Origin of the sequence: Psychrobacter sp. JCM 18902 (genome assembly GCF_904846615.1) — a bacterium.
Classification (GTDB): Bacteria; Pseudomonadota; Gammaproteobacteria; order Pseudomonadales; family Moraxellaceae; genus Psychrobacter.
On record NZ_CAJHBK010000001.1, the window covers coordinates 2,715,941 to 2,733,109 of the forward strand.

Consider the following 17,169-nt stretch of genomic DNA (forward strand, 5'->3'; position numbering starts at 1 on the left):
TTATCTCATTTTAATTTAGCTGAAAAATAAGCATCATTATAAAAGAGGCATTATGCTAAAACTGATTTTTCGGCGTATCTTAGAGGCCATTCCGACCTTATTTGTATTGATCACGGTCTCCTTTTTTATGATGCGTTTGGCGCCAGGCAGTCCATTTACGGGTGAGCGTAGCTTGCCACCTGCGGTACTGGCAAATATCGAGGCCAAATACAATCTCAACGATCCTATGTGGCTACAGTATGTTAATTATCTAAAGCAGCTGGCGGTAGGCGACTTTGGACCGTCTTTTAAGTATAAAGATTATACGGTTAACGAGCTGTTGTCGCAGTCGTTTCCCGTCTCTATGGAGTTGGGTCTATACGCTTTTATATTGGCATTGGTCTTAGGACTTATCTTCGGTGTTATCGCAGCCCTTAAGCAAAACTCATGGATAGACTACGTACTGATGGCCTTTGCTATGACAGGCGTTGTGATTCCAAGCTTCGTTAAAGCGCCATTATTAGTGCTGATTTTTGCCATTATTTTGCAATGGCTACCGGCTGGTGGCTGGAATGACGGGGCACTCAAAAACCTTGTATTACCAGTCGCCGCTTTAGCGCTCGCTTATGTTGCGAGTATTGCTCGTATCATGCGCGGCTCGATGATTGAGGTGATGAATAGCCAGTATATCCGAACGGCTAAGGCGAAAGGTTTGCCGATGCGCCAAATAGTGATGAGGCATGCGCTGAGACCCGCACTACTACCCGTTATCTCTTATTTGGGCCCAGCCTTTGTCGGTATTATCACAGGCTCCATTGTGATTGAGACGATCTTTGGTTTACCTGGTATCGGACAGTTATTCATTAACGGCGCACTCAATCGTGATTATGGGGTAGTGCTTAGTTTGACCATTTTAGTCGGGGTATTGACCATTGCCTTTAATGCTATCGTCGATATTTTATACGCGGTAATTGATCCAAAGATTCAGTATTAAGGCGACCATTTAAGCGCATTATCATTCCAATACGGTTTGATGGGTATCATTCATTATTATTATGCTAAATAGATTATTAAAAGGACGACTATGAGCCTTACCGCAGACCAGACAACTGACCTAGCAGACATAGGGGCTCAGGAAATCAAAGGCCGCAGCCTTTTGCAAGATGCTAAGCGCCGTTTTTATCGCAATAAGGCCGCCGTAGCCAGTCTTTTTATCTTGCTACTCGTGGCTGCTTTCGTCATCTTTGTGCCGATGTTAGCACCTTTTGGTTATGCCGAAACCGACTGGAACTTTATGCAGTCCGCGCCAGCCATCGATAACAAGCACTACTTCGGTACTGATTCACTCGGTCGTGATTTGTTAGTGCGAACCGCAGTAGGTGGTCGTATCTCCTTAATGGTAGGTGTCGCTGGCGCTACGGTTGCAGTGATTTTCGGTACGATATACGGTGCAACGTCAGGCTATCTTGGTGGCAAAGTCGATACCGTGATGATGCGTGTATTAGAGATTTTAAGCGCCTTCCCCTTTATGTTTTTTGTGATTTTATTAGTCACTATCTTTGGTCGTAACCTTATCTTAATCTTTGTGGCGATTGGACTGGTATCGTGGCTGGATGTTGCGCGTATCGTTCGCGGGCAAACGCTAAGCCTGAAGAGTAAAGAGTTTATCGAAGCTGCGCACGTAGGCGGCGTATCAGGCTTTAATATTATCTTACGCCACATCGTGCCCAATGTACTCGGGGTGGTGGTGGTTTATGCCTCTTTATTAGTGCCAACGATGATTTTGTTCGAGTCATTTCTAAGCTTTTTGGGACTTGGTGTTCAAGAGCCGATGACCAGTTGGGGGGCGCTGTTGCAAGAAGGCTCAAAAACCATGCAGGTAGCACCTTGGCAGATTTTGATTCCCTCAGCTTTTTTGGTCATTACTTTATTTTGCTTTAACTTTATTGGCGACGGTCTGCGTGATGCGTTTGACCCCAAAGACCGCTAAGAGGGTGACATCATGAAAAACCAAAGTATGAAGGATAAAAGCATGGAGGGTAAAAGTATGGAAGATAGAAACATAGCAACTCAAAAGATTCATAACGCCGCCAACGCGCCTAGTGCTCCTGAGAAAATAGAGTCTACTACCTTTAATATAGGTACTGATTCAGCGCTCGATAAGCCACCTAATGCAGAAAACAGCTTGTTAGCAGTCAAAGATTTATCGGTACAGTTCACGACCGAAGAGGGTCTAGTAACGGCGGTCAATGGCTTAAATTTTAACCTGCATGAAGGCGAAACCTTAGGTATCGTTGGTGAGTCCGGTTCAGGTAAGTCGCAGACAGCGTTTGCTATTATGGGGTTATTGGCAAATAACGGTGATGCCAAAGGTTCGGTACGCTTTGAGGGTAATGAGCTACTAGGATTGTCACAAAAAGCACTAAATAAAATTCGCGCCGAGCAGATCGCGATGATCTTTCAAGATCCGATGACCTCATTAAATCCTTATATGAAGATAGGCGACCAGCTCGCTGAAGTATTGATTTTACATAAAGGTATGAGTAAAAAAGACGCTTGGGCCGAATCCATACGAATGCTAGACGCAGTTAAGATTCCAGAAGCCAAAAACCGTATTGGCATGTATCCGCATGAGTTCTCAGGTGGTATGCGTCAGCGGGTCATGATTGCGATGGCATTATTATGTCGCCCTAAGCTGTTGATTGCTGATGAACCAACCACCGCGCTCGACGTTACTGTTCAGGCGCAGATTATGGTTCTATTAAACGAGCTAAAACGCGACTTTGGCACCACCATTATTATGATTACCCATGATTTGGGAGTTGTGGCGGGTATCTGTGATCGAGTACTGGTGATGTATGCTGGGCGCACCATGGCGTATGGAGAGACTGAAGAGATTTTTTATGCCCCAAGTCATCCATATACTATTGGGCTACTAAAAGCGATTCCGCGTTTGGATAACGATATGGGCAAGCTTGAAACCATTCCAGGTAGTCCACCAAATTTATTAGATTTGCCTGCAGGCTGTCCTTTTTATGAGCGCTGTTCTCATGCTATGGATATCTGCCGTGATACACCGCCACCGTTGGAATTTTTACCGAACGAGCGTCAACGCGCTTGTCACTGGCACCCTGAAACAGCCGTTGATCACTCACTAGATAGCTCAGCAGATATCGATGCCAATAATCAATCAGGGATGGAGGGCTAGCTCATGATGATACAGAATTTAGATAGCGCCAGAAGCAATAACCCAGCACCGTTATTGCAAGTAAAGGACATTCATACCACCTTTAATATCAAACAAAAAGGTACTTACTTTTGGCAGAAGCCTGTCACTCTAAAAGCAGTTAATGGGGTATCGTTTGAGCTATTCGCTGGTGAGACTTTAGGGGTGGTGGGCGAATCAGGCTGCGGTAAATCAACACTCGCTCGTACTATCATCGGATTGATACAAGCTGACTCTGGCAGTATCAAATTTTGTGACGAAGAGATGGTGGGTGCGTCCAAAAAGACCATGAGATTAAAGCGAAAAGACATTCAAATGATCTTTCAAGATCCGCTGGCATCACTTAACCCGCGCATGACTGTAGGGGATATTATCGCCGAGCCTCTTCGCACTTATTATCCTGAAATGAAGAAGCCTGAGGTGCAAAACGAGGTACGCGCCATCATGAAAAAGGTGGGGCTACTGTCCAATCAAATTAACCGATATCCGCATGAGTTTTCAGGAGGTCAGTGCCAGCGAATAGGCATTGCTCGAGCACTGATATTAAAGCCCAAAATTATTATCTGTGATGAGCCAGTCTCCGCCCTTGATGTCTCGATTCAGGCGCAGGTCATTAACTTATTGCAAGATGTGCAAGAAGAGATGGGGTTAGCGCTTATTTTCATTGCCCATGATCTTTCTGTGATTAAGCACATTGCTGATCGAGTCTTGGTCATGTATTTAGGCAACGCCGCCGAGCTGGGTTTGAACAAAGCCGTATACGGCAATCCGACTCATCCCTATACCAAAGCACTGATGTCTGCTGTACCGCTACCTGATCCTATTGCTGAGCGTAACAAGGTCATTCAGTTATTAGAGGGTGATTTACCCAGTCCGATCAATCCGCCGTCAGGTTGCGTTTTTCGTACCCGTTGTCCACTAGCTGATGAAGAATGCGCACAGATTAAGCCCGTGTTAGAAGGCAGCATAAATCACCGAGTGGCTTGTTTAAAGAACAAGGTCGAGGTGACTTAAAAGTGGTTTTTGGTTTATGAGTATTGACTGTATTAAAAGCATGCGGACTTATTCAAATGCTCTTAATACAGTCTAATGTTTTTGCTCATTGGTTTTAAACGTCAGCAGTTAGCATCAATCAATCTCACCGATATCGATAGTCATTTGATTAAGTAATATTGTTAGCTGACCACGATGGTGGGCTTGGAGATTGACTTGTTACGGGAGTAATTAGGGTCATTAAAGCCTCTTATCCAGATCTAGTCACTTATCATAATATGACTCAACATCCTTAATACCCAATCAAAAAACACCCTTTTATCTTCGCATAAAATACCTTCAGCAAGGTTGTGTATACGACCACGGATTTCTTAATTTATAGCGGCATGATGATTTACCATCAACTCACAGCAATGCGTCATCGTGGCATTCTCATACTTTAACTTCTAGCTGGTTCAATAAAACTCAATACGACTGAGCAAATGCTCTTGGATGAGATAGGCGCAAATATAAGCGCTCGGCCACGCGACTATAAAGGCATATTTCCATGAGTGAAACAGCGTGATAAAGAACCCATCGACGAATCCTACATTGATCAGCAGTAATGCAGTTGAGATAATCGTGGACATCAGCAGTGCCATTAAAAAGGTAAAAATAAGCCGATAGTACTTGCGCCGTGTGCGTATTCTAATGGTAGGGAATTTTGCCATAGTGTGGAGGTATCCTACATGGTGATGGTGGCGTTTGATGAACGATGAACGATGTTGCGTAGCGTCATGAGTCGTCATTACCAACCATGATATCGTATGTTGTTGAGTGGATAAAATCGTTATTATCAATGGTGACATTCGTTATATTTTAATGACTGTTGTCTCATGCATAAAAATAAAAATTCCTGAAAAATAACAAACTAAAGATGATTAATTTTGCTACGATAAAATCGATTACAATCCACAAATAAGGCAATAAAATGACCGTGCACAAGCAGCGAACATTGGGCATCATCGGTGGTATGAGTTGGGAGAGTAGCGAAAGCTATTATCGGCTGATAAATGAGGGTGTCAAGGATAAGCTGGGTGGCTTACATTCAGCAGATTTATTCATACATAGCGTGGACTTTGCGTTGATTAATAAGCACCAAGAGCAAGATGAATGGGCAGCGCTGGGTGTAATCATGGCGAATAGTGCTAAGCGTTTGCAAGCCGCTGGCGTACAAGGGCTCATGATCGCCTCTAATACAATGCATAAATTACTTGATGATGTGCAAGCCGCGACGCATTTACCCGTTATTCATATCGCCGATGCTACTATTGCCGCCATCAAAAAACAGAATCTGTCTAAAATTGCCTTACTGGGCACTCAGTTTACGATGACGGAAGATTTTTATAGGCAGCGTTTGGTGGATGCAGGGCTTCAAGTGTTGATACCAGAGAGTGATGCACGAGCAGAGGTACATCGAATTATCAAAAAAGAGCTGTGCGTCGGTCAATTTAAAGACAGCTCGCGCCAGTATTATCAGCAGGTGATTAAAGATTTAGCAGATCAAGGCGCAGAGGGCGTCATCTTAGGCTGTACAGAAATTGGGCTGCTCATTAAACAAGCAGATAGCTCAATTCCCGTATTTGATACCACTTTGATTCATGCAGCGGCAGCGGTGGATTTTTTATTAGAGTAGCGCAGACTGATAAAAATATTTAAGCCTATAACATTTTGACCAAGCGCTCTAACAGCTCAATCGTGCGCTCTTGTCTGACCAAAGCGACGCCTTGTCCCGCCCATAAAGACTGATATTCTGGGTCAAGATTATTGGTCGCATGACCACGCAAAAATTTGGTCATCGCATTTAATTGTGGATAGGGCGGTAGCTCATGCGCGCTTTCAAAGCGAGCAAAATCACGCAAATAATCATTTAATAAACCACGAGCTTGTTTACCTGAAAACAGTCTCGTTAAGCGTGTCTCAGCACTGCGTTTATTTTCACTAGCATCAAGTAGTGCTTGTTTATAAATATCATTAATACCGCATTTATCTGTGGTCAAAAACGCCGTTCCGATTTGCGCCAGCTCAGCGCCAGCCGTTTGCACTGCTTTGATATCTTGCCCAGTCATGATGCCACCTGCTGCAATTAACGGAATATCGGTACACGCGCGCGTTTGAGTAATCAGCGTCAATAATCCCAATGGATCGGTTTCACTTTGCGCGAGCCAGCCACCGCGATGTCCACCCGCTTCGACCCCTTGTACACATACCGCATCTGCGCCAATATCGCTCCATGCTTTCGCTTCTAATGGATGATTTGCCGTCCCGATGACACGCGTGCCTAGACCTTGCAGATGCTGAACTTGCTCGGCACTGATAATGCCAAAGGTAAAACTGGCGACAGGAACGGGATTGTCATAGAGCACTTGCAGCTGATCCGCGAAGCTTAGTGCTGGGCGTTCAGGTAGTGCAAACTCTATATTGTTTTCTTGATAGTAATGACTTAGCCAAGCAGGGATTTCGGTATCAAAGGTATTCGACTCATGCTCAGACAATACCATTAGATTGATCATAAAAGGGCGATCAGTGAGCGATTTAATGGTGTCAATATGGCTATGCAAAACCTCTGGCGGCGTCATGCCCGATCCCAATGAACCCAGTCCACCAAAGTTACTCACTGTCGCCGCAAGCTCAGGGGTGGTTGCGCCTGCCATTGGTGCTTGCACGATAGGGTGGGTTATATTAAGGGTATTCAGTAAGGTCATGACGGGCGTCCTTTTTATTTTGTTAGGTTTTTATCTCACTTACTTTAACAGAGGTAGGCGGAGCGTGTGTTGGATAGTGTTTATTTAGTTATTCGATAAAAGAAGTAGGTTTTGACTACAGGGTTATAGATAAATAAATTAAACTCCACTCAAAATCTTAGTTTGAATAGAATTTTGTTGGATTATAAAGGTAAAAGCTGTAATACTACACTTAATTATAATACCTCAATCTAATAAAAATATAAGGAATTTTGATGCCAGATTTAGTAACTCCACTTGTATTGAAAGCTACTATTCCGGTCTTAATAAAAAAAATACTGGATGAGATCAGACCTACTGTTGGAAATATAAATGACCAAACTAGACAGTTTTTTGAAATTGGTTTAAAAAAATATTTAAATAAGAAGTTTGATCAATATTCTGAGCTTAAAACTCTACTAAGAGGTAATACACCAGTATATATTTATAATATATATTATCCTTTAAAGTTAAAGAATGATGATGAAGTTATTGAAACAAATAATGTCGCTAATATATTTGAGAATTCTAATGCTGTTACTATTATAGGCGATGCAGGTAGTGGTAAAAGTACACTTATAAAACATTTATTTCTAAATACAATTAAAACAGGATATGCAATTCCTGTACTTGTAGAATTACGATATTTGAACAACGATGAAAATAGCCTACAAGAGTATATTAGGAATAAAGTCTTAGAAGATTGTATTGCTGAAAATCCTAAAATTTTAGACAAACTATTTGAAACAGGAAAATTCGTATTTTTCTTAGATGGCTATGATGAACTAAATACTGAAGTTAAATCTAATATTGTTAAAAATTTAAGTGAGTTTAGGAATAAATATCCAAGCAATAAGTTTATATTAACTACAAGACCCTACTCAGGTATCGAGCAATTACAACGATTTCATAATTATTATGTAAAAGAGCTTTCTATAGAAGACAATGAAATTTCGGAATTCGTAAATACACAATTAAGAGATGAAGTTGAGCTTAGAAATAAAATAAATGAATCTATAATCACAAATAGTAGTGGACATATTAATAGCTTTCTAACAAACCCTTTACTGCTATCACTGTATATTCTAACCTTTAAATCTAATGCAGATATACCAGCTAAAAAACATATTTTCTACCGCAGAGTTATTCAAGCGTTATTTTCAGAACACGATAGTCAAACTAAAGTTGGTTACATTAGACAAAAACAATCTGGATTAATTCAAGAGGAGTTCGAAACAGTATTACAGTTATTCTGTTATCTATCTTATTTTGAAAGCAAGTTTAGCTGGGATACAGATTTTATATTTGAAAAATTTAAAATTATTAAAAATAAAAGTGAAATTAATTTTGAAAACTATAAGATTTTAAAAGACTTAAGTTCAGCCGTTGCGTTGTGGATTGAAGATAATGGGTTGTATTCTTTTGCCCATCGCTCTTTACAAGAATATTTTGCCTCATTGTTTGTTAAACAAATGACTTTAGAAGGCAAAGAAATAGTATATAAGAAAATACTTAATAGGCTGGATAAAAACCAAATATTTTTTGAATCAGAAAACTTTTTATCCTTATTGGAAGAGATGGATGAGTTGAACTTTAATAAACTTTACTACCTTCCCTTATTAATTGAAATTAAAAGTATTTTAGATTTTTCAAGTAATAAGAGCCTTTATTTATCATTTATTAAAAAGTCATTTCCAAAAATTAAAAAAAGTCCTGTTCTTATGGGTACAGCAATAGAGTTTAGCGATGATTTTGGTAAAATATCTTCTTTTAGAGAAGACTATCTAATTGAGTTGCATGGTATTCTTATTAAAGCGATCAAAGTTATTGATAAGGAAATATTGCCTATAGTTGAAGTGGTAGACGGTGTGAAATATTGGGAAATATCATTAATAGAAGAATTCCCAGATTATTTCATTCAAGCAACATATGATGATGCACTGAATATAGCTATCTCATATAAAGATGCATTACTCGATGAGATAAAAAAGACAAAAGATTTCATCGAAAAGTCAGAGAAGAACGATATAGATTTTGCCGATCTAATTTAGTAGATAAAAAATATTCAGTGATAAGAATATCAGACTATATATATCCTTCAAAGAGATAAAAATTCTCACCTTTGCATATTTAAGGTAAGAATTTTTGCTAAGAATACATATTTATTTAGTTTTTAACTAATAGCAGCGGTTAGCTAAGCCTTCTTGACATCGCCTGAAACTACTGCTTAGCTTATGGAATGCGTTGATTTTATAATACTAAGTAAGGTCATGAAGGATCTTCTTTTTATTAAGACTACTACCTAGGTTTATAACATAAGAATTAACGGAAATAGGTCAGCCCTCAACCCATCAAAAAGACAGCCAAGAAAACCAACCCATTTATTTCAACTTGATGCTTAGATTAAACGCTTAATTCAACTGCAAAGAGCCCTTCGCATTCATCAGAAGCTCAACCACATCATCACCGCTAATCACTTCAAAGCGCTTATCGATGGCTGATTCTTCGACACCATTATGTTTCATGCAAGCGCCGCAGACCAATACTTGACCGCCTTTTTCGATAAAGGCTTCTAACAATTCGCCCGCAGGTTCAAATGGCGCGCCAATATTGACGTTATCTAACGCGTTGGGCAGTGCCAAATGTACCGCGTCCACCATCAATATCACTGAGGCAGAATGACCTTTTTTGAGTGCCACGCCAGCCATAGTAAATGCTAAGGTGATTTTGCTTGGATTTGATTCACTATTATCAAATAACGTACCGACATAATCCGTCGTGTTAGCCATAGTATTCTCCTTATAAGACTGTTTTAATTAGATAGTATTTAGTTGAGCTGAGTATGATGCTCACTACTATCCTAACATTTAATATATATATTTATATAATGTATTGTTAGGAAATAGTAGTTATAAGGTTAACTGATTGTGAATAGGTGTTTGTGACTTATGAATAAAGCTGAATAATAAATGCTAACTTTGCGGTGGCCACGGACGATCAGCATCACTGATGATCCATTCTGCCACATAGCCACTCGGTGGCAACTGCCAATCTGCTTGCCCCAATGAGGCTAGTACACGTGCTGTTTCTATCACCTTACCTTTTTCAGTCACGCCCGTACGCAGTAGCGCAGAGGAGCAAGGTTTGCTCTTTACCCACATCGATTGCTCAATATATATCCAGCGCTCATCGAAGCCGACGATATGCGTTTTCATGGTGATTTTATCAAAGGCACGAATGCGTTTGCGATATTGGATGGTGCTGCCAGCGACGACCAAACCCCAACGCTGCTTGAGCAGTTGGCTACCAAGCCCGCTACGCACCGCGAAGTCAGTACGACCCATATCAAAAAGGGTAAGTACGCGACCATTATTCATCTCTAAGAAATTATCAATATCTGTCAGACGACAGCGAAAGCTAATCTCACTCGTATCTTTAAACGTTAAGGTATTGCCTTTTTTGACTTGTAGCGCGGCGTGGGCGATGGTGCTGGCATAACGGATAAATGGATACATAGTGCAATCTCAAAAGAGTAAAAGGTAAAGTGAGTATTCTTATTTTAGGGCTTATTAGATGCTACACCGATATGATTAAAATAAGCGCTGACAGTTTCAGGTATCCAGTTGATATCAAATCTTGATTTTTTATAAAGATGCGGCAATTTGTCTTTATCAGAGCGATAACGAATAAAACCCACATGCCCGCCATGCTCAGTGTCTAAGATAGTGACACTGTTAGACACATCATTCGGCGTGGCGGTAAAACCAAGGAAGGGGTCGTCTTTGGCACTAATTAACAATAAAGGCTTCGTTACTTTTATCAAATAAGGCAGGGCTGATGAGGCTTGATAGTAGTGGTTATTAGAGCGGTAGCCGTGACGCGGCGCGGTAAAGATATCGTCAAAATCACTGATGCGATTGACTGCTTTGATTGAGTCGATCTCTTCTTTGCTGATGTCATTGGCTAAGGCTTTTTTGATAATCGGGTTGAGCAAATAAGGGGTGTAAATTCGATGACTCAAAAAGCTGTGCATACTAAGCGCCGCTGATGACATATCGACGGGAGCGGAGATGACCACAGCGCCTTGGCAGATTGCGTCGTCGCCATATTCGCCCATATATTTTGCCAAAGCATTGCCACCCAGTGACACCCCAGCCGCATAGATATTGGCGTACTGCTGACTTAGGTTTTGCAGCGCATGATGCACCTCATCGGTATCACCCGCATTATAAAAAACTCGACCATTAGCAGGAATGCCGCCACAACTGCGGAAGTGCGCCACCACAAAGTGCCAGCCCTGAGCGTGCATTTGATGCGCCAAAGCACGTGCATAATGGCTGTCGCTACTGCCTTCCATACCGTGGAATAGCACGATTAATGGCGTTTGTTCACGCTCGCTGTTTTCTACGGTGGCGATAGGATGCGCATCATAAAAGTCATAAGCAATATCACTTTCATCCAACGAGTCTTTTTCGACCACACGGCGATAAGTAGGCGTTTTGGGCGCAAAAAACTTAGGCAAGATGCTTTGCAGATGCGGATTGGCCAGCCAAAAGGGCGGCTTAAAAGGCGCTGGAGAGAAGGGTTGGCTCGGTTTTGACGTTGGCGAATTTGAGGTTGGCATAAAGGTATCTTATTTAATGGGCGTTAAAATCATCTTTAACAATCAGTGCCTTATCATACCCATGCCAGTTATCAAAACCAATAAGATTTAGTGAATGCTCAGTGAACGCATGATTACTCATTCAATTTTTCCGACGCATTTAATACCCGTCCATCCATCGCCAGACGTTCTTTTAAATGGTCGATATCTGCCTCAGCAATCGTCACGGTCAATGTCACTTGTTTACTATAGGCAACATCATCGATACTGCCATTTAAACTGTCGACCACATAGCGGCACTGTGCTTCGGTCGCAAACTCTGCCAATATCTGCACTTGTACCATTGGCACATAAGGGCTTAAATCCATCTCATCGACGACTGCTTGCGCTGCGCCTGCATAAGCACGGGTTAGACCGCCTGCGCCCAGTTTAATACCACCAAAATAACGCACCACGATAATAATGACGTTACCGATCGCTTTATGTTGCAGCACATTTAATATAGGTCGCCCTGCCGTGCCATTCGGTTCACCATCATCATCAAAGCCTGCACTGGTAGTATTATTGGGATCACCAATGATATACGCCCAGCAGTGGTGGCGCGCATCGGCATATTGCTCGCGTAGTTGTTCCACGTGAAACATTGCCTGTTCACGCGAGGTTACAGGATAAGCGTAAGCAATAAACTCGGATTTTTTAATTTCTAAGCGCGCAGTGACAGCACGTTTTAGCGTTTGATAGCTCATATTTCATCAGGTCTAGGTTGGATATGGTAAACTTGTCTAACTTTCACTGTCGTCCGTATTGGGTGCAGTGTTCATTTAATTTTTTATTATAGTACCACTTCTGACCCATGAAGATAGCGGACACGCTCAGTGCGAGTGCTGATGTCGTTAGCTGCTACGGTAAAGTAGGTATCATCAAACGAATGGTAGGCAATATATGCGTCTAGATAAATTTTTGAGTAAAGCTACTGAGCTATCGCGTAAAGAATCCAAAAAAATTCTGCACGCTGGTGAAGTGACGGTAAACGATCAAGTCATTAAAGACCCTGGCGTCCATGTCGATGTGGTCAATGACGATGTGATTTGGGCAGGCGAGCCATTATCGGTCGCGGCGGGCAGTCGTTATATTCTATTACATAAGCCTGAAGGCTTTGAATGTACGCTGAAAGTGAAAGAGCATCCAATCGTCACTGAGCTGATTGCGGTGCCAGAGCTTGGTAGCTTGCGCATTGCAGGGCGTCTTGATGTTGATACGACCGGCGCATTACTAATGAGTGATGATGGTAAATGGTTACACCGTGTCACCAGTCCTAAACATGAACATGCCAAAATCTATGAGCTGACTTTAGCAGATGCGATGGATGAAGCGGCGCAAGCCAATGCCGTCAAAGAAGTCGCTGAGGGCATCCTTTTAGAAGGCGATCACGAAGAAACAAAACCTGCGGTTCTAGAATTCATTGATGAGACGCATGCACGTTTGACGCTTGAGCAAGGTAAATATCATCAAGTAAAACGCATGATGGGTTACTTTGGTAATAGAGTGGTTGAGCTGCATCGCGCTAGTGTCGGTCATATTACTTTGGAAGGATTAGAGAAAGGCGACAGTCGCTTTTTAACACCTGAAGAAGTGGCTAAGTTCTAAGTTTTTCATCTTGAAATGAACTCGCAAGCACTTCTTTACAATCAGCAGCCACTTCACGTGTGCTGCTTTTTTTGACCGTAGTGTTTGACCATGTTTTTTAACTGTAGTTTTTAACTATCACTTTTACCCTGTTATGTCTCGCGTGTCCACTGTGTTGCCTATCTCTTAAAGCTCAGTAGCAGTTTTGCAAAATTGAGCCGTTAAACCTTTGCAAAAGTATTCCTTGTGCTAAAGTCTGCCTATCTTTTTTTTAATCTATTTTTTTACATAATATCGTTGTCTTTATTAAAGGTGGCTATTGTTAAAAACCGATATTGTTAGAAGCGAGTATTATTAGAAACAGCTATTCTTAAGATTGAGTGTTGTTAAAATTAAAGGTTATTAAAAATCGTTGTTACTGAAACGCGCTGTTATTAAAAGCTGTTTTTGTTAAAACCAGATAGGACTGTCTCTGTGAAATCATCTCTATTAAAATCTGCCAGTTTAATTGGCGCCATGTTATTGGCAACCACCGCTTGTGCCCAGTCTAGTGATACTGCCGCTACTAACCAAAAAGCGAGCCAGAGTACTCAAAATACAAAAGCCGCTGGCACTGTTAGCAAGTCTGTTGACAGTCGCTTGCGCCAATTGCTCACTCAGGCAGGGATCAAAACACAAATTAGCTCTATTGTGCCGTCCAACTTACCCAATATGTATCAAGTCAATTTGGCGGGGCAGTTGCCTTTGCATATCACTGAAGATGGCAAATATGTCATTCAAGGCGAGCTACAAAAGAATCCAAGCAAGCGTGTAGTCACCAAGACGCCAGCGCGTAGCACCAGTGCGCAGGCAGGCAAACCTGTCAGTGCGAGTGTCAAAGCTGATATATTGGCAAATATGGATGCGCTGAAAAATATGAGCACTAAGACGCCGTTCTTTTATACCGCAGTGCCAGGTGTGATTTGGGGTGCGACATTAGAAGGCGTGCCTTTTTTACTATCGGATGATGCACAATATATTACTGATGGCGAGATTTCTGTCATCGAAAATGGTCAATTCATCGGACTCGATGAGGAGTTTGAAAAGCGTAAAAATCAGTCTGTGTTTGCGACTTTAGATGAAAGCCAGCTGATTAATTATCCAGCGACCGGCTCTGAGAGAGCGGTTATTTATGTGGCCAATGATGTCAACTGTCCTTATTGCCGCCGCTTGCATCAGCAGCTACCGATGCTTAATGCCAAAGGTGTGACGGTTAAAACCATTGGTTATCCGATATACGAGCAGTCCCCTGAGCAAATGCGTGGCATTTGGTGTCAAAGTGATGAGGACAGCCGCCGTAAAGCTTTTGATAAAGCAATGTTGCAGGGTGAGATGACACGTGCACCAGCAAGTTGTACAGCCGATCATGTGACGCCCAATCGCGAAAAAGCGGCAGGGCTTGCAGTCATGGCTACGCCTGCTATCTACCGTGAAGATGGCGTGCTTTATCAAGCGAGCTTTGAGAGTCCTGAGTTTTTAGAATTTTTGGGCGTACAGTAGCTCACACAGATGTTTAATAAAGTTATGAATAAAAAATGTGTTAAGAGATGATATTCCTTAATATTGATAAAAAAGACCGCCACAAATTAATTTATGTGGCGGTTTTTTATTACCTCTAAAAGATGGAGATAGAAAGTCTATTGTGGCAACACGATATCAACGATTTTCCAACCAATTAAACCGTTACGCTGCATCTTGATGGTGAGCGGATAACCTTTTACCTGACCGCTAATGGTGAAGCAATTAATACCGCAATAGCCCAATGTTGGCTTGTCACTGTCCGACCCTTGCGCTACCTGTTGCTCCAGTTCAGCGGCTTGTTTTTTCATGATTTGCTGCATTTGGCTTTTGACCACTGCATCCACATCACCGCGCTGGATGATAAGATTTTGAATCAAATTTTTGAGATCGACCTGATTACTGGCGATTGCCCATGCAGCGGCCAGCTCTTTGGTCGCGGTATTGGCCTGACCTTGGGTATTGATGACTTTTTCGATATTTTGTGGCGTGATAGCACCATTCACCGCCTGCGTGATAAAACTATTAGCGGCTTGGGTCAATGGCTCGCCGCCCAACTCAGCGACCAATGGATAATTGGCCATAGTCGCCGTAAACTGACTGGTTAGTTGGTTTTGGATGCTAGGTCGCACTTGCTCATAGTCGATCGCTGCGGCGATGGTCGCGCCGTCTTTGGCATCGTAGGCATTTTTAAGCTGATAAGCGCTGTAATAGGGCGAGCCTGCATAGACAGCGAAGGCAATGACGATTAATAAAATAATCAGCTTCTTCATAAAGATCAAACCCTTATCGCAAAACAAAAACGTAATGATGGGCAGATTTAATACTGGTGAGTATAAATCTAAAACCCCAAAGATATAGCGATAAATATTAGCATGGCTGAGACTTTTTAAGGTATGAAAACCTTTGTTCATTCCTTAATAAAACCTTTTTGTATGGCCAAGCGCACTATAGTGGATACTTTCCCTGCCTAAGCGCTTGATAAATCGCCATAGCATCTCCATAAATAGCGCAAACTTTTAATAATTGATTTGGCTAAGCAGCATCCCGCCGTATTCGCTTGTAAGATTCATAGCAGTATCACCTCTTTTCTCTCACTATTTATGATGTTTCATGTGAAACCTTTGAGTGCCATAGTGAGTCGTATTAAGGTGGTGGTTGACTAGAACTACTGAATCGACTGTCCGGTGGACTGTAAAGACGATAGGAGAGCCCATGAGTAAGCGCGATTTTTATGAAGTATTAGGTGTGAGCAAGACCGCTGAAAGCAAAGAAATTAAGCGAGCTTACCGCAAGCTGGCTATGAAATATCACCCTGACCGTAACTCTGATGATCCAGATGCTGAGGATAAATTCAAAGAAGCATCCATGGCTTACGAAGTACTAAGCAGCGAAGAGAAGCGCTCTGCTTACGATCGCATGGGTCATTCAGCCTTCGAAAATGGTATGGGCGGCGGCGGCTTTGGCGGTGCAGGTGGTGGCAACTTCCAAGATATCTTCGGTGATATCTTCGGCAACTTCGGCGATATCTTCGGTCAGCAGCGTGGCGGCGGCGGTGGACGTTCGCGCCGTGGTTCTGATTTGCGTTATGTGATCGAGCTGACTTTAGAAGAAGCGGTACGTGGCTGTAAAAAAGAAATCAGTTTCACTGCGCCTGCGCCTTGCGACACGTGCGATGGTAAAGGGGCAAAAAATGCCTCTGATATCGTAACTTGTCAGACCTGTCATGGACAAGGTCAAGTGCGTATGCAGCAAGGATTTTTTGCCGTGCAGCAGGCCTGCCCACATTGCGGCGGCACTGGTAAGCAAATCAAAAACCCGTGCTCTGACTGTCACGGTAATGGCGTTAAAGACAAATCACGTACGCTAGAAGTGTCTATCCCAGCGGGTGTTGATGATGGTGATCGCGTCCGTTTAGCAGGCGAAGGTGAAGCAGGCGGCGCGGGCGTCCAAAACGGCGATTTATACGTTGAAGTACGCGTAAAACCGCATAATGTCTTTACCCGTCAAGGGGCTGATCTCTATATGGACGTACCTGTGAGCATCACCGATGCAGCACTGGGTAAAGAGGTCGAAATTCCAACCCTAGATGGTAAAGTGAAAATCAAGGTTGCAGAGGGCACGCAAAGTGGTAAGTTGCTGCGTGTGCGCGGCAAAGGCGTGACACCAGTACGCACCACCATGAAAGGTGACTTGATTTGCCGTGTGGTTATCGAAACCCCAGTGAACTTAACTCGCGAGCAAAAAGACCTGTTGCGCCAGTTCCAAGATACGCTCGACGGTGATAGCAAGCATCAGCAGTCGCCACATAAGAAGTCATTCTTTAAAAAGATTGGTGACTTATTTGATTAACTGAGTTGTTTTAATCACTCGTTTGGTTAAATGACTAGATACAAAACCCCCAGTGTTTCATGTGAAACACT

16 protein-coding genes are annotated in these 17,169 nt (G+C 42.4%); 9 read left to right on the top strand and 7 right to left on the bottom strand.

All coding sequences use genetic code 11. The features are described 5' to 3' along the window. Nucleotides 1–52: 52 nt before the first annotated feature. The 4 genes from oppB (at nucleotide 53) to oppF (ending at nucleotide 4,219) form a co-directional block, all read left to right on the top strand. Nucleotides 53–973, top strand: a complete 921-nt coding sequence (gene oppB, locus JMY05_RS11225) for an oligopeptide ABC transporter permease OppB (protein ID WP_045442924.1) — start codon at nucleotides 53–55, stop codon at nucleotides 971–973. A gap of 90 nt (nucleotides 974–1,063) precedes the next feature. Then, the gene (gene oppC / locus JMY05_RS11230; protein ID WP_201501720.1) at nucleotides 1,064–1,969 is read left to right on the top strand and encodes an oligopeptide ABC transporter permease OppC; all 906 of its coding nucleotides are present in this window, start codon (nucleotides 1,064–1,066) and stop codon (nucleotides 1,967–1,969) included. Between the two features lie 12 nt (nucleotides 1,970–1,981). Then, nucleotides 1,982–3,187 (top strand): oligopeptide ABC transporter ATP-binding protein OppD, encoded by a 1,206-nt coding sequence (gene oppD / locus JMY05_RS11235; protein WP_227678174.1) that lies wholly within the window; start codon nucleotides 1,982–1,984, stop codon nucleotides 3,185–3,187. A 3-nt stretch (nucleotides 3,188–3,190) separates the two neighbouring features. Next, nucleotides 3,191–4,219, top strand: coding sequence for a murein tripeptide/oligopeptide ABC transporter ATP binding protein OppF (oppF, locus tag JMY05_RS11240; RefSeq protein WP_201615130.1), 1,029 nt, complete (start codon nucleotides 3,191–3,193; stop codon nucleotides 4,217–4,219). Between the two features lie 434 nt (nucleotides 4,220–4,653). On the opposite strand, the gene JMY05_RS11245 is transcribed toward oppF, so the two are convergent. Then, nucleotides 4,654–4,908, bottom strand: a complete 255-nt coding sequence (locus tag JMY05_RS11245) for a DUF2798 domain-containing protein (RefSeq protein ID WP_045442930.1) — start codon at nucleotides 4,906–4,908, stop codon at nucleotides 4,654–4,656. A gap of 260 nt (nucleotides 4,909–5,168) precedes the next feature. Between JMY05_RS11245 and JMY05_RS11250 the strand changes: the two genes are divergently transcribed. Further along, a complete protein-coding gene (locus JMY05_RS11250; RefSeq protein WP_201615132.1) occupies nucleotides 5,169–5,873 on the top strand; it encodes an aspartate/glutamate racemase family protein in 705 nt (234 codons plus the stop codon). A gap of 25 nt (nucleotides 5,874–5,898) precedes the next feature. Here JMY05_RS11250 and JMY05_RS11255 read toward each other — a convergent pair whose 3' ends face one another. After that, nucleotides 5,899–6,942: an NAD(P)H-dependent flavin oxidoreductase gene (locus JMY05_RS11255; RefSeq protein ID WP_045442933.1), complete on the bottom strand. Its 1,044-nt coding sequence runs from the start codon at nucleotides 6,940–6,942 to the stop codon at nucleotides 5,899–5,901. Nucleotides 6,943–7,196: 254 nt separating this feature from the next. Here JMY05_RS11255 and JMY05_RS11260 point away from each other — a divergent pair, with 254 nt between their 5' ends. After that, nucleotides 7,197–9,011 (top strand): NACHT domain-containing protein, encoded by a 1,815-nt coding sequence (locus JMY05_RS11260; protein WP_201552257.1) that lies wholly within the window; start codon nucleotides 7,197–7,199, stop codon nucleotides 9,009–9,011. Nucleotides 9,012–9,371: 360 nt separating this feature from the next. Here the strand turns inward: JMY05_RS11260 and JMY05_RS11265 are convergent, their stop codons facing one another. The 4 genes from JMY05_RS11265 to JMY05_RS11280 all read right to left on the bottom strand — a co-directional run bounded on the left by JMY05_RS11265 (nucleotide 9,372) and on the right by JMY05_RS11280 (nucleotide 12,309). Next, a complete protein-coding gene (locus tag JMY05_RS11265) occupies nucleotides 9,372–9,749 on the bottom strand; it encodes a DsrE family protein (RefSeq protein ID WP_045442939.1) in 378 nt (125 codons plus the stop codon). Nucleotides 9,750–9,932: 183 nt separating this feature from the next. Beyond that, nucleotides 9,933–10,475, bottom strand: coding sequence for an acyl-CoA thioesterase (locus JMY05_RS11270; protein WP_201615134.1), 543 nt, complete (start codon nucleotides 10,473–10,475; stop codon nucleotides 9,933–9,935). Nucleotides 10,476–10,519: 44 nt separating this feature from the next. Then, nucleotides 10,520–11,584 (bottom strand): YheT family hydrolase, encoded by a 1,065-nt coding sequence (locus JMY05_RS11275; protein WP_201615136.1) that lies wholly within the window; start codon nucleotides 11,582–11,584, stop codon nucleotides 10,520–10,522. A gap of 113 nt (nucleotides 11,585–11,697) precedes the next feature. Beyond that, on the bottom strand, nucleotides 11,698–12,309 hold the full coding sequence (locus JMY05_RS11280) for a YigZ family protein (RefSeq protein ID WP_201615138.1): 612 nt from the start codon (nucleotides 12,307–12,309) through the stop codon (nucleotides 11,698–11,700). 196 nt (nucleotides 12,310–12,505) lie between these two features. Here JMY05_RS11280 and JMY05_RS11285 point away from each other — a divergent pair, with 196 nt between their 5' ends. Next, nucleotides 12,506–13,210 (top strand): pseudouridine synthase, encoded by a 705-nt coding sequence (locus JMY05_RS11285; RefSeq protein WP_045442943.1) that lies wholly within the window; start codon nucleotides 12,506–12,508, stop codon nucleotides 13,208–13,210. Nucleotides 13,211–13,663: 453 nt separating this feature from the next. After that, nucleotides 13,664–14,728, top strand: a complete 1,065-nt coding sequence (locus tag JMY05_RS11290) for a disulfide isomerase DsbC N-terminal domain-containing protein (protein ID WP_045442946.1) — start codon at nucleotides 13,664–13,666, stop codon at nucleotides 14,726–14,728. Nucleotides 14,729–14,865: 137 nt separating this feature from the next. Here the strand turns inward: JMY05_RS11290 and JMY05_RS11295 are convergent, their stop codons facing one another. Continuing rightward, the gene (locus JMY05_RS11295) at nucleotides 14,866–15,660 is read right to left on the bottom strand and encodes a DUF2939 domain-containing protein (RefSeq protein WP_227678175.1); all 795 of its coding nucleotides are present in this window, start codon (nucleotides 15,658–15,660) and stop codon (nucleotides 14,866–14,868) included. A 301-nt stretch (nucleotides 15,661–15,961) separates the two neighbouring features. On the opposite strand from JMY05_RS11295, the gene dnaJ reads away from it, so the two are divergent. Further along, nucleotides 15,962–17,098 (top strand): molecular chaperone DnaJ, encoded by a 1,137-nt coding sequence (gene dnaJ, locus JMY05_RS11300; protein ID WP_087814909.1) that lies wholly within the window; start codon nucleotides 15,962–15,964, stop codon nucleotides 17,096–17,098. Nucleotides 17,099–17,169 lie beyond the last annotated feature (71 nt).